The 11852-nt window shown below is 75.7% G+C and carries 14 protein-coding genes; 10 read left to right on the forward strand and 4 right to left on the reverse strand.

All coding sequences use genetic code 11. The annotated features are described in order from the left end of the window. Nucleotides 1-300 precede the first annotated feature (300 nt). Nucleotides 301-1671, reverse strand: coding sequence for a S8 family peptidase (locus ACI79E_RS17695; RefSeq protein ID WP_456933874.1), 1371 nt, complete (start codon nt 1669-1671; stop codon nt 301-303). A 204-nt stretch (nt 1672-1875) separates the two neighbouring features. Between ACI79E_RS17695 and ACI79E_RS17700 the strand changes: the two genes are divergently transcribed. Further along, nucleotides 1876-2376, forward strand: a complete 501-nt coding sequence (locus ACI79E_RS17700; protein ID WP_456933875.1) for a DUF2505 domain-containing protein — start codon at nt 1876-1878, stop codon at nt 2374-2376. 9 nt (nt 2377-2385) lie between these two features. Here ACI79E_RS17700 and ACI79E_RS17705 read toward each other — a convergent pair whose 3' ends face one another. Then, on the reverse strand, nt 2386-2925 hold the full coding sequence (locus ACI79E_RS17705; protein WP_456933876.1) for a universal stress protein: 540 nt from the start codon (nt 2923-2925) through the stop codon (nt 2386-2388). Nucleotides 2926-3104: 179 nt separating this feature from the next. Between ACI79E_RS17705 and ACI79E_RS17710 the strand changes: the two genes are divergently transcribed. From ACI79E_RS17710 to ACI79E_RS17725, 4 genes are read left to right on the forward strand one after another with little or no spacing between them, the layout of a single operon-like run. After that, nucleotides 3105-4334, forward strand: coding sequence for a serine/threonine-protein kinase (locus ACI79E_RS17710; RefSeq protein WP_456933877.1), 1230 nt, complete (start codon nt 3105-3107; stop codon nt 4332-4334). A gap of 43 nt (nt 4335-4377) precedes the next feature. Continuing rightward, nucleotides 4378-4506 (forward strand): hypothetical protein, encoded by a 129-nt coding sequence (locus ACI79E_RS17715; RefSeq protein WP_456933878.1) that lies wholly within the window; start codon nt 4378-4380, stop codon nt 4504-4506. 42 nt (nt 4507-4548) lie between these two features. Beyond that, complete coding sequence (locus tag ACI79E_RS17720) at nt 4549-5055, forward strand: mycothiol transferase (protein WP_456933879.1); 507 nt, start codon at nt 4549-4551, stop codon at nt 5053-5055. A 57-nt stretch (nt 5056-5112) separates the two neighbouring features. Beyond that, nucleotides 5113-6291: an acyl-CoA dehydrogenase family protein gene (locus ACI79E_RS17725; protein ID WP_456933880.1), complete on the forward strand. Its 1179-nt coding sequence runs from the start codon at nt 5113-5115 to the stop codon at nt 6289-6291. Between the two features lie 15 nt (nt 6292-6306). Here the strand turns inward: ACI79E_RS17725 and ACI79E_RS17730 are convergent, their stop codons facing one another. Continuing rightward, nucleotides 6307-6567, reverse strand: coding sequence for a hypothetical protein (locus ACI79E_RS17730; RefSeq protein WP_456933881.1), 261 nt, complete (start codon nt 6565-6567; stop codon nt 6307-6309). A 126-nt stretch (nt 6568-6693) separates the two neighbouring features. Here ACI79E_RS17730 and ACI79E_RS17735 point away from each other — a divergent pair, with 126 nt between their 5' ends. Both ACI79E_RS17735 and ACI79E_RS17740 read left to right on the forward strand, forming a co-directional pair. After that, nucleotides 6694-7278 carry a hemerythrin domain-containing protein gene (locus ACI79E_RS17735; protein WP_456933882.1) on the forward strand — a complete coding sequence of 195 codons (585 nt, stop codon included), beginning with the start codon at nt 6694-6696 and terminating at the stop codon, nt 7276-7278. 64 nt (nt 7279-7342) lie between these two features. Further along, nucleotides 7343-7651, forward strand: coding sequence for a hypothetical protein (locus tag ACI79E_RS17740; protein WP_456933883.1), 309 nt, complete (start codon nt 7343-7345; stop codon nt 7649-7651). Nucleotide 7652: 1 nt separating this feature from the next. Here ACI79E_RS17740 and ACI79E_RS17745 read toward each other — a convergent pair whose 3' ends face one another. After that, nucleotides 7653-8099, reverse strand: a complete 447-nt coding sequence (locus ACI79E_RS17745; protein WP_456933884.1) for a MarR family winged helix-turn-helix transcriptional regulator — start codon at nt 8097-8099, stop codon at nt 7653-7655. A gap of 20 nt (nt 8100-8119) precedes the next feature. On the opposite strand from ACI79E_RS17745, the gene ACI79E_RS17750 reads away from it, so the two are divergent. The 3 genes from ACI79E_RS17750 to ACI79E_RS17760 all read left to right on the forward strand — a co-directional run bounded on the left by ACI79E_RS17750 (nt 8120) and on the right by ACI79E_RS17760 (nt 11728). Then, complete coding sequence (locus ACI79E_RS17750) at nt 8120-9169, forward strand: ABC transporter substrate-binding protein (protein WP_456933885.1); 1050 nt, start codon at nt 8120-8122, stop codon at nt 9167-9169. A gap of 79 nt (nt 9170-9248) precedes the next feature. Then, nucleotides 9249-10709 carry an APC family permease gene (locus ACI79E_RS17755; RefSeq protein WP_456933886.1) on the forward strand — a complete coding sequence of 487 codons (1461 nt, stop codon included), beginning with the start codon at nt 9249-9251 and terminating at the stop codon, nt 10707-10709. Further along, entirely contained in the window at nt 10706-11728 is a 1023-nt protein-coding gene (locus tag ACI79E_RS17760; RefSeq protein ID WP_456933887.1) for an acetamidase/formamidase family protein, read from the forward strand. Before ACI79E_RS17755 ends, ACI79E_RS17760 begins: the two co-directional genes overlap by 4 nt. Nucleotides 11729-11852 lie beyond the last annotated feature (124 nt).

Raw genomic sequence — 11852 nt, forward strand, 5'->3', positions numbered from 1 at the left:
GGTAGGCGGGCGTCAGCAGCTCGCGGGCCCACCGCAGCTACGGCAACCCGCCACCGAGCCGGTCGTTCGAGTACTCCGCACCGAACCTGCCCGGCCTCTACGTCCTGGACGCCTCGACGGAGTACCTCGAGGCGCTCGGCTGGGACCGGGTCCTCGCGCGCGTCGACTCCCTGGCCGGGCAGGTCGCCGATGCCCTCGACGGGCTGGGCGTCCCGCCGCTCACGCCCCGGGACGCCCCGGCCGGGATCGTCACCGCCGACGTCGCCGACTCGGCGGCCGTCTCGGGCCGCTGACGGGAGGTCAATACCCCGCGGCGCGCACCAGGAAGCCGTAGTACCGCACGCCCGCGGTCCGCACCGGGTCCCCGTCGAAGCCGTAGGCCTGGTCGGCGGTGTTGTGGGCCGCGGCGTCGGCCCGGATCCGGTCGGCGGTCGCCACCGGGTCACCCGCCGGGCACAGCCCCGCGTCGATGCACAGCGCCGCCGTCCCCGAGACCAGCGGAGCACTGAAGCTCGTCCCCGCCCCGGCGGCGTAGAGGCCGCCCGGCACCGGGCCGGTCACGCACGTCCCGGGCGCGGCCACGGTGTGCGCCCGGTCCGCCTCGGCGGAGGCGAAGTTGCTGTAGGACGCCGCGGCGTCGTCCCGGTCGCCCATCTGCCCGTAGTCGGTGCCGAAGCACATCGGCGACGCCTGCGCGCCCGGCCGGCCGTCGAAGTCGCTCATCGCCGTCACGGTGAGCACCTCGCCGTAGGTGGCCGGCGCGGTCGTGGCGAGGTCCTGCGCCGCGTTCCCGGCGGCCGCGACGAACAGCGTCCCCGCCTCGACCGACCGGCAGATCGCCGTGTGCATGGCGTCCTGGTCGACCGCCCCGCACTGCTCGTCGTCGGTCCCCGGGCCGCCGATGCTCATGTTGGCCACCGCGATGTCGTTGGCCGGGTCGTCGTCGAGCCGCGTCCCGGTCACCCAGTCCGCCGCGCAGACGACCGCCGCGTTGCTGGCCGTCCCGGTCGCGTCGTCGAACACCTTGACGCTGTAGACCGGCGCGCCGGGAGCGACCCCGACCACCCCGACGCCGTCGTCCCGGGCCGCCGCGGCGCCGGCCACGAACGTGCCGTGCCCGATGACGTCGGAGAACGCCGACGGGGAGTCCACCGGCGTCCCGGTCGAGCAGTCCACACCGCCGACCACGTTGAGGTCGGGGTGGGTGCGGTCCACCCCGGTGTCGATGACGGCGATGGCCGTGCCGACCGTGCCGGCGCCGTCCCCGGAGGCGGTGCTGCTCAGCTCCCCGTCGATGCGGTCGACGTCCTCGGGCAGGCACTGCGCCGCGGTGGGGCTGGGCGCCTGCTGGCAGGAGACCGCGAAGGGCTCGCTGTCCAGCCGCGCGAACTCGCCGTCGGAGACCACGTAGGCGACCGCGGGGTCACCCTCCAGCGCCGCGGCCTCGGCCTGCGTCATCTCCGCGGCGTAGCCGTTGACCGCGCCGTAGACCGACTCCGTCTCCCCGCCGTACTGCCGGTCGAGGTCGGTGGCCGCGCGGCCGGGGTCGGCCACGCCGTCGGAGAGGACCACCAGGTAGCGCCCCTCCGCCGGTGCCGCCGCCGCCACGCTCGGGACGGCCATCGAGACCGCCGCCGCCCCGACGACTGCTCCTACCGCGATCCTGCGCATGCGGGCGCTCCCCCGGCCGGTGCCGGCGCTCCTGCCGGCGAGCGACACGACCGTACGGTTCCGTAATCCCCCCGTGGAGACCGCCGACGGAGCTCCGTCCGCCCGCCGTCGCGTCGGCACGCTCCGTCGACGCCTCCCCGGCTCAGCGTCATCCGAGTGGGTGACCCAGCGGGCGGGCCGGGCACGCACGGAGGAGGATGCGGCGTGCCCATCGACCACACCGCCACCTTCCCCGCGGGTCCGGACGACGTGCTCGCCGTCCTCAGCGACGAGGCCTTCCTGCGCGACTACGCCGACGCGCTGGGCGCCCGGCTGGAGGACGTGGAGACCACCGAGGCCGAGGGCGGACCGCGGACGACGGTGCGGCTGCTGGTGCCCACCGTGGGCATCCCGCAGGTCTTCACCCGGTTCGTCGGCCGGGAGGTCGCCGTCGTCGACCGGCGCACCTGGGACGCCGACGGCGACGCCGGCCACCACGGCGTCGTCCACGTCAGCGCGGAGGTCTTCGGCCGCTCCGCGGTGGTCCGGGGCGAGCGCCGGCTGACCCCGGTCGACGGCGGCACCCGGTCGACGGTCACCGGGGAGGCGGAGGTGGACGCGCCGATCGTCGGCCGGCAGGTCGAGGCCGCCGTCCGCGAGCTCGCCCTGGTCGTGCTCCGCCGCGAGGACGAGGTGCTGCGCCGCTGGCTGGGCGACCCGGCCTGACCGGCGCCGTCAGCCGACCGCCGTGTGCGCCCCGCGGGCGGCGGCGTCCCGGCGCAGGCCGAGCCGGTGCCGGCGCGCCTCGGGCGAGTGGACGACGGTGACCGGGCACTCCGCGTGCAGGGCGCACTGCATGCTCACCGAGCCCAGCAGCATGCTGGAGAAGCCGCCGTGCCCGCGGCTGCCCACCACGAGCAGGTCCGCGCCCGCCGACTCGCGGATCAGCACCTCGGCGGCCGCCCCCATGACCGCCCGCACCCGCACCTCCGGCACCGGCTGCGGCACCTCGCGCAGCACCTCGGCGAGGAACGCCTCCGCCCGCTCGACGGCGACCTCCCGCGCCCGGTCGGCCTCCCGCTCGTCCATCGCGTAGAAGTCCATCCAGACCTCCGGCGGCCGGTACGCGGCCACCGCCTCGACCGGCACCCCGCGGCGGGCGGCGTCCTCCAGCGCGAAGCGCAGGGCCGCCCGCGCACCCGTCGAACCGTCCACCCCGACGACGACGCGCCGCTCCCGGCTGCGCTCGTCGGCCTCCTCGGCCCGCTGGGTCATGACCCCCTCCTGCGGCCTCCGTCCCCACCGGGCCGGGTGCCCGGCGGCCGGCCGGCACGACCCGAGCATCGGCCGCCCCGGTCCCGTGGCCCAGGGCCCTTCGTCGCCGCCACGCCCGGCGACCGGCCCTCGGTGCGCTCCGGGCCGCAGCGGCGGGCCCCGCGGCGTACCGTCCGCCCATGGCCGCGGAACCCGCTGCTGCAGAGCGTCTGGTCGGGGGCCGGTACGCGCTGCGCGAGGTGCTGGGTCGTGGCGGCATGGGCGTCGTGTGGCTGGCGACCGACGAGAAGTTGCAGCGTCCGGTCGCGGTCAAGGAGGTCACCTTCGCGGTGCACCTGTCCGAGCACGAGCGGCGGGTGCTGCGCGAGCGCACCCTGCGCGAGGCCCGCACCGCCGCCCGACTCGACCACCCCTGTGTCACCGCCGTCTACGACGTGGTGGAGGAGGACGGCCGGCCCTGGCTGGTCATGGAGCACGTCGAGTCCTGCAGCCTGCAGCAGGTCGTCGACCGGGAGGGGCCGCTGCCCTGGACGGCGGTCGCCCGGATCGGGCTGGACGTGCTGGCCGGGCTGACGGCCGCCCACGCCGCCGGCATCGTGCACCGCGACGTCAAGCCGGCCAACGTGCTCGTCGCCCCCGACGGCCGGGCCTGTCTCACCGACTTCGGCATCGCGACCGCCACCGGCGACCCGGCGATCACCACCACCGGGGCGATCATCGGCTCGCCGTCCTACATGGCGCCCGAGCGGGCCAACGGGCAGCTGCCGGGGCCGGCGGCGGACCTGTGGTCACTCGGCGCGACCCTGTTCACCGCCGTCGAGGGGCGGCTGGCCTTCACCCGCGGCGAGCCCATGGCCACCCTCATGGCGGTGGTGACCGAGCCGCCCGCCCCGATGGAGCACGCCGGTCCGCTCGAGCCGGTCCTGCGCGGGCTGCTGACCAAGGACCCCGCCGAGCGCAGCACGGCCGAGCAGGTGCGGCGGCAGCTGGAGGCGGCGCTGGCCGACGTCGGCGTCCCGCCGCCGTGGACGCCGCCGGCGCGTGGCGCGGCGGCGACCCGTGCCACCGAGCCCGCCCGCGACGGGAACCGCGTGGAGCGTTTCGACGCCGCCGACCTCAAGGCGCTGGCCGCGGCGTCGGCGACCGTCCTCGGCGCCGTGGCGCGCGACGCCCGCGAGCAGGCCCGCCACCTGGTCGACAAGCGTCGGGAGCGGCGGGCGGCGGTGTCGTCGCCCGCCGCTCCCGAGCCGCCGCCGCCCCCACCGCCGGCGCCCGCCCGCGCCCGCCCGCCGCGCCGCCGGTTCAAGCGCCGGTGGGTGGTCGTCCCGGCGGTGCTGGTGTTCCTGCTCGTGCTGGCCGTCGTCGGCGGGCTGGTCGCCCTGGTCGCGGTCGTCGCCGGCTGGCTGTGAGCGCCGGACGGCGCCCCCGCCGCGGGTGCGGCAGGCTCGGGTCATGACGACGCCGGACCGCCAGCAGCCGCAGCCCCGGGACATCGCCCTGGAGCTGGAGACGCCCGAGCAGGCCGCCGACCTGGAGGAGCAGAGCGAGCCCGAGGCCGACCGCCCCGGGTCGCCGTCCTAGGCACCGGGTGAGGAGGGCGCCGGCCGGGGTAGCAGCCGTCGCATGCAGAGCCGCGACCTCCTCCTCTACGCCTACGAGCAGATCGCCGAGACCCTCCGGGGCACCGTCGAGGGGCTCTCCGCCGACGACCTCGCCCGCCGGGTCGGCCCCGACGCGAACCCGGTGGGCTGGCTGGTGTGGCACCTCCTCCGGGTGCAGGACGACCACGTCGCCGAGGTGGCCGGCACCGAGCAGGCCTGGACGTCGGAGGGCTGGGCCGACCGCTTCGGCCTCCCCCTCGACGTGTCGGCCACCGGCTACGGGATGAGCAGCGAGGAGGTGGCCGCGGTGCGGGTGCCGTCGGCCGAGCTGCTGCTGGGGTACTCCGCGGCGGTGCACCGGCGGACGGCGGCGTTCCTGCGCGGGCTGTCCGACGAGGACCTCGACCGCGTCGTCGACGAGCGCTGGGACCCCCCGGTCACCCTCGGCGTCCGGCTGGTCAGCGTCCTCTCCGACGACCTGCAGCACCTCGGGCAGGCCGCCTACGTGCGCGGGCTGCTCGGCGCCTGAGCCCGGGGCCGCCGCACAGCGCGCGGGCGCACCGGCCCGGCCCTACCGTCGGCGTCCGTGACCAGTCCGGACTTCTACGCCCTCGAGGAGCTCCTCGCCCCCGAGGAGGTCGAGCTGCGCGACCGGGTGCGCGCCTTCTGCGAGCAGGAGGTCACCCCGCGCATCAACGACTACTGGGAGCGAGCGGAGTTCCCGTTCGCGCTGGTCCCGAAGATGGCCGCGCTCGGCATCGCTGGCGGCACCATCCGCGGGTACGGCTGTCCGGGGATGAGCGCGGTGTCCGCCGGCATCGTCGCGGCGGAGCTCGCCCGCGCCGACGGCAGCATCGGCACGTTCAACGGCGTGCACAGCTTCCTGGCCATGCAGTCGATCGCGCTGCTCGGCTCGGAGGAGCAGCGGCAGCGCTGGCTGCCGGCGATGGCGCGCATGGAGCGGATCGGCGCCTTCGCCCTCACCGAACCCCGGCACGGCTCGGACGCCGTCGCCCTGGAGACCTCCGCCCGCCGGGACGGCGACTGCTACGTGCTCGACGGGCAGAAGAAGTGGATCGGCAACGGGACCATCGCCGACCACGTGCTGGTGTGGGCCCGCGGGGAGGACGGCGCGGTCGGCGGCTACGTCGTCGACAAGGGGACGCCGGGCTACCAGGCGACGGTCATGACCGGCAAGACCGCGCTGCGGGCCGTGTGGCAGGCCGAGATCACGCTGACCGGCGTCCGCGTGCCGGTCGAGAACCGGCTCGCCCACTGCTCCTCGTTCCGGGACGTCTCCGCGGTGCTCGACCGCACCCGCTACACCGTCGCCTGGCGGGCCCTGGGCCTGGCCACCGCCGCCTACGAGCTCGCCCTCGCCCACGCCCTGCGGCGCGAGCAGTTCGGCCAGCCGATCGCCGGCTACCAGCTGGTGCAGGACAAGCTCGCGCGGATGCTGGCCGAGATCACCGCCATGCAGCTGATGTGCTGGCGGCTGTCGACCCTGGCCGACGCCGGGCGGATGACCGCGGCCATGGCGTCGCTGGCCAAGATGAACCACGCCGCGAAGGCCCGGGCGATCGTCGCCGACGCCCGCGACCTCCTGGGCGGCGACGGGATCCTCCTCGAGCACCACGTCGCCCGCCACCACGCCGACATGGAGGCCGTCTTCACCTTCGAGGGCACCGACTCGGTGCAGTCGCTGATCGTCGGCCGGGAGATCACCGGCCTCTCGGCGATCAGCGGCCGGCGCCCCGCGCGCTGACGGGCCGCCCGCCGGTCAGCCGACGGCGCTGAGCGGCCGGCCCACCGCGGTCAGCCGCTGGCACTCCGGGCAGGCGGTGCGGCCGACACCGACGCGCTGCCACTGCTGCGACCCCCAGACCTGCACGATGGCGCCGCACACGGCGAGCTCCACCTCGCCGTCCAGCTCGGCCGGAGGGCGGTGCGCCTCCACCGCGTGCCAGGGGTGACTCGGTTCGGTCGGTCGCCCCGGCGACCAGCGGTCGGGACGGGCGAACCCCACGGCATAGGACTCCACGCAGTACCTGTGCCCGAGTTCACAAGATCGAAACAACCCGGACGGGTGGATCGGACGAGGTCGGACCGGTGTGTCGCCCCGTCCCGCGGGGAACCCAGAGGGGCAACCGACCGGGAGGAGAACGCCGTGACACAGACGGACAGCCAGCGGGACGTCGTGGACCTGCTGAGCGCGGACCACCGTGAGTTCGACCGCATCTTCACCGAGCTCGAGGGGCTGGTCGGGCAGACCGGGCCCGACGTCCTGCGGCGCAAGCGGGAGCTGGTCGACGAGGTGACCATCGGCCTGGTCAAGCACTCCGTGGCCGAGGAGACCCAGGTGTACCCCCGCGTGGAGAAGCAGGTCGACAAGGAGGAGGCCGAGCACTCCAAGCACGAGCACGCCGAGGCCGAGGAGACCATGAAGCGGCTCGAGCGGATGGACCCCGAGGACCCGCAGTTCGACGTCGAGGTGCAGACGCTGATCCGGGAGATCCGGCACCACGTCGAGCACGAGGAGGGCCGGATGTTCACCGAGCTCCGGGCCGCGTTCGACCGCGACGAGCTGGTCCGGATGGCCGAGCAGGTGGAGCGGGTCAAGGCCATGGCGCCCACCCGCGCCCACCCGCTGACCCCGAACGAGGGTCCGGTGCGCACGGTGCTCGGCCCCGTCGCCAGCCTGCTGGACCACCTGCGCGACGCCGTCAGCGGCCGGGGGAAGAAGACCGACTGACCGGCACCGCCCGCCCTCCTCCCGCGTTACCGTCGACAGGGCAGGACGCGGGAGGAGCGCAGCGGTGGAACCAGTCAGCCTGATCGTCGGCGCGGCCCTGCTCGCCATGGGCTTCCTCGGCGGCCGGCTGAGCCGGCGCCGGCCCGCCGCACCCCCGGCCGCACCCACCCCGCTGTGCGGCTGCGGCCACACCCTCAGCCAGCACGACACCGCGACCAACACCTGCTACGCCGAGCTGCGCCGCGACACCTACGACAAGCGGGGCCGCTGGTCGGGGCACCAGTGGGTGGCCTGCACCTGCCGGCAGTACGTCGGGCCGCGGCCCATCGACGAGGTGTTCGTGCCGCGGCTGCTGCCGCCCACCACCGAGTGACTCAGGCGGGCTCGAACCCCGCCAGCGCACGGGCCAGCGCCTCGAGCCGCTCCGCCCCCAGGGTGGCCGCCAGCGCGTCCTCGTGGGCGCGGACCAGGCCCTCGAGCCGGGCCAGCCGGGCGCGGCCGCGGGCCGAGAGGTGCACCCGCACGCGCCGGCCGTCGTCCGGGTCGGGCAGCCGGTAGGCCTCCGCGCCGTCGACCAGGCCGTCGACGAGCCGGGTGAGCGTCGGCGCCGGCAGCGACAGCGCCGCCCCCAGCTCTCCCATCGACCGCCCCGGCGCCGCGGCGAGGCAGCGCATCACGCGGAAGACGTCGAGCGTGGCGCCGTCGTCGGCCAGCGCCGCGGTCACGCCGCGGGCCACCCGGCGCTGGACGACGGTGAGCAGCTCCACCAGCGAGGTGCCGGGACCCGCCGCCACCGGGTCCGCCCGCTGCTCGACGACCATGGCCGCACCATACTCATCGGGTGCCCGAGGCGACCGCTCCCCTGGACGCGTGGGAGGCCCTGCTCCTCCCCCGCTCCCCGGACGTCGTCCGGGTCGGGCTCGCCGTCCCGCTGAGCGGGCCGCTGGCGATGACCGCACCGTCCGCGCTGGACCTGGCCGGGCTCGCCGCGGACGAGACCAACGCCGACGGCGGCCTGCGCGGGCGTGCCGTGGAGCTGGTGACCGTGGACTCGGGGCGGCCGCCCCGGGTGGTGGCCGCCGAGGCGACCGCGCTGCACGAGGCCGGCGCCTTCGACGTCCTCGTGGGGTTCCACACCAGCGACGTGCACCGGGCGCTGGAGGGGGCCCTCGGCGGACGGGCGCCGTACGTCTTCACCCCACCGCACGAGGGTGGCCGGCACCGGGCCGACGTGCTCCGGATCGGCTCCGCCCCCCGCGAGCAGCACGCCGCCGCGCTGGCCTGGCTGGTCCGCCACCGCCACGCCCGGCGCTGGGCCCTGGTGGGCAACGACTACGTGTGGCCGCAGGCGGTGCACCGCGCGGCGGGCACGGTGCTGCGCGGGCTGGGCGCCGAGGTCGTCGGCGAGCTGCTCGTGCCGTTCGGGCCGGCCGACCCGGGCGCGATGGTCGACCTCGTCCGGCGCACCCGCGCGGACGCCGTCCTGCTCAGCCTCGTGGGCCGGGACCTCGTCGCGTTCAACCGGGAGTTCACCCGGGCCGGGATGGACCGGCGGGTGGTGCGGCTGTCCGGGGCGCTGGAGGAGAACGGCCTCTACGCCGTGGGCGGGGACGACACCGGCGCGCTGTTCGCCTGCATGCCGTCCTTCGCCGCCGTGGACGGCGCCGCCGACGAGGGGCAGCTGGACCTCCAGGAGCGGCACCTGCGCCGGGTCGGGCCGGCCGCGCCGGTGGTGTGCGCGTACGCCCGCGGTCTCTACGACGGGGTGCGCCTGGCGGTCGCGCTGGCCGGGAGGGGGCCCGGGCCGGGTCCGGCACCGCACCCGGGGCGCGCCGTCCCGCGGCTGGCCCGCGCCGAGGGGCTGGGCTTCCGCGAGGTCCGGATCGCCTGACCGGCAGCTGCTTCCATCTGGAAGCAGCTGCGGCCTACTCTCTCCCCGCCCGGCCCCGAGCCGGCTGAGAGGAGTGGCCGTGAGCGACCCCCGCACCACCCACCACCGGACCGGCGACCCGGCCGGTCCGCTCCCGGGCGCCGCCCGGGGACCCGTCCCGGCGACCGGCGACCCGGGCGTCGAGGCGTTCGGCTACCGGCAGGAGCTCAAGCGCTCGCTGACCTTCACCGACCTGCTCGTCTACGGCCTGATCTTCATGGTGCCGATCGCGCCGTTCGGCATCTTCGGCAGCGTCTTCCAGGGCTCGGGCGGGATGATCGCCCTCGCCTACGCGATCGGCGGCCTGGCGATGGCGTTCACCGCGGCGTCCTACTCGCAGATGTCCCGTGCCTTCCCGATGGCCGGCTCGGTCTACACCTACGCCGGGCGCGGCATCGCCCAGCCGGTCGGCTTCATCGCCGGCTGGATGATCCTGCTCGACTACGTGCTGGTCCCCGGCCTGCTGTACCTGATCGCCGCGGTCGCGATGAACTCGATCTGGGCCTCGGTGCCGGTCTGGGTGTGGCTGGTCGCCTTCGTCGTCCTCAACACCGTCGTGAACTGGTTCGGCATCGAGTTCACCGCGCGGGTCAACAAGATCATGCTGGTCGCCGAGCTCATCGTGCTGGCGATCTTCCTGGTCATCGGCGTCATCGCGCTGGCCTCCGGGGAGGGCCGCGGCTTCGACTTCTCCCCGGTCTACAACAGCGACACCTTCTCGCTGGAGCTGGTGTTCGGCGCGGTGTCGATCGCGGTGCTGAGCTTCCTGGGCTTCGACGGGATCTCCACCCTCGCCGAGGAGAACCGCGACTCCGCCCGGTCCCTGGGCAGGGCGATGATCGCCGCGCTGGCCCTGGCCGGCACGCTGTTCATCGTCCAGACCTGGGTCGCCGCGCTGCTCGTGCCCGACCCCGACACCCTGATCGCCGAGGGCGACGCGGCCGGGACGGCGTTCTACGACGCGGCCGAGGTGGCCGGCGGCGCGTGGCTGGCCACCCTGACCGCGATCGCGACCGCCATCGCGTGGGGCTTCGCCAACTCGCTGGTCGCCCAGGCGGCCACCTCGCGGCTGCTGTTCGCCATGGCCCGCGACCGCCAGCTCCCGGGGTTCCTGCGCAAGGTGCACCCGACCCGCCGGGTGCCGGTCAACGCCACCCTGCTGGTCGCGGTCGTCTCCCTGGTCCTGGGGCTGTACATGAACAGCCGGGAGGACGGCATCTCGCTGCTGTCCACGCTGGTGAACTTCGGCGCGCTGTCGGCGTTCCTGCTGCTGCACGTGTCCGTGGTCGTGCACTACGTGGTCCGGCAGCGGAGCCGGAACTGGTGGCTGCACCTCGTGGTGCCGGTGCTGGGCTTCGCGATCCTGGCCTACGTCGTCTACAACGCCCAGGTCGCGGCGCAGGAACTCGGCTTCGTGTGGCTGGGCGTCGGCGTGGTGCTGCTCGTCTTCCTCCTGGCCACCGGGCGCAAGCCGGAGCTGCGGGCGGAGGAGGGCCTGTGACGGCCTCGCTGGAGGTCGTGGCCGTCGAGCCGACGGCCGACCAGCTGCGCTACACCTTCGGCGGCGCCGAGCCCCTGGTCACCGTCGCGCCGGGCACGGTCGTGGAGCTGACCACCGAGGACTGCTTCGGCGGCCGGGTGCGCGGCACCGACGACCTGCCCAGCCGGGTGTGCGAGTTCCCCTACCTCAACCCGGTCACCGGGCCGATCGCCGTCGAGGGCGCCGAGCCCGGGGACACCCTCGCGGTGCACCTGGTCGAGATCGCACCGGTCCGCGACTGGGCGGTCTCGACGACGTTCCCGCACTTCGGTGCGCTCACCACCACGCACTCGACGGCGATGCTGCACGAGGCGCTGGAGGAGCTGGTCTGGGTCTACGAGGTCGACCGGGAGCGCGGCACCTGCCTGTTCCGGCCCCGCCGCGGTGGCCCGGAGGTCGAGCTCCCGCTGGACCCCATGCACGGCACGATCGGCGTCGCACCGGCCGGTGGCGAGGTCTTCGCCAGCATCACCCCGGGCGCGCACGGCGGGAACATGGACACCCCCGAGGTCCGGGCCGGGACGACGCTGTACCTCGGCGTCAACGTCCCGGGCGGGCTGCTCTCCCTCGGCGACGGGCACTGCCGGCAGGGCGAGGGCGAGGTGTGCGGGACCGCGGTCGAGGCGGCCATGCGCACGGTGGTGGTCGTCGACCTGGTGAAGGGCGGGGCGCCGGCCTGGCCGCGGCTGGAGAGCGACGAGTTCCTCATGTCGACCGGCTCGGTCCGGCCGCTGGAGGACGCGTTCCGGATCAGCCAGCACGACCTGGTCACCTGGGCCGCGCAGCTGGGCGGATGGGACCCCCTGGACGCCTACCAGCTGGTCAGCCAGACCGGCCTGGCGCCGGCGGGCAACGTCGTGGACACCAACTACACGATGGTGGCGAAGCTGGCCAAGCGGTACCTCGGCGGCGCCGTCGCGGTCGACGGGGTGCACGACCGGCTGCGGGAGACCGCCGCGGCCTACCTCGCCCAGCGCTGACCCCCGCCGGCCGGGGGGGGGGGGGGGGCGGCGCCGGGGGGGCCCCCCCCCCCCCCCCCCCCGAGCGCGCCGGCGGGGGGGCGCGCGCGGCCGGGGCGCGCCCCGGCGCCGCCGCCCGCCCGGG

The sequence above is a fragment of the Geodermatophilus sp. SYSU D00079 genome, assembly GCF_054050635.1.